General features: G+C 67.3%; 1 pseudogene. It reads left to right on the top strand.

Annotated features, from left to right (window positions below):
• Positions 1–584 (top strand): annotated as a pseudogene (locus tag B1964_RS23610) (HNH endonuclease); the annotation flags it as partial.

Here is a 584-nt window from a genome sequence, read left to right as displayed (position 1 = left end):
TGATCGCCCTCGGGGAGATCACCGGTGTGCCGGGAGCGCACCTCGACTGCGAATGCGGACAAGATGATTGCCCGAAACGAGGTGGCAGCACCGACAGCAATGGGTCGGCCGAGACTCCCGCTGACGCCGAGGATGCGGCAGCGTGGGACGACCTGCTACCCGAACCCGCCGATGCCGACGCTCCTGAAGTCGAGTTGGTGGAGCCGGTCGTCGAACCCGACGTCGCTGACCCGATGGATGAGCCGACGCCGGATGAGGTGCCGGTGGCGTTCGGACGTGCCCTGGTCGTACCCGGTGCACCCGTCCTGACGGTGTTGAAAGATCCGGACGGGATTCTCGTGCCCCGGTTGCAGGGATACGGGCCGATCGACCCCAGCTACGCCACCACCCTCGCCGACGTGGCCAAGACCATCCACTACCCCGAATCCGCACGTACGGCTGGACCGCTCATCCCGCAGATCTCCGACCGAGCCCAAGCGCCACCGGCCGATCCGACAGGTCACGGCGGTCACACCGTGCCACCCCCTGGGGCATTGACCTATGCACCCAGCGCCACCTTGCGCGCTGAGGTGCTGGCCAACGAC

The sequence above is a fragment of the Gordonia sp. i37 genome (assembly GCF_002043085.1).
Taxonomy (GTDB): domain Bacteria; phylum Actinomycetota; class Actinomycetes; order Mycobacteriales; family Mycobacteriaceae; genus Gordonia; species Gordonia polyisoprenivorans.
Note: the sequence above shows the minus strand (reverse complement) of the source record. Positions and strands in the feature narration are given on the sequence as shown.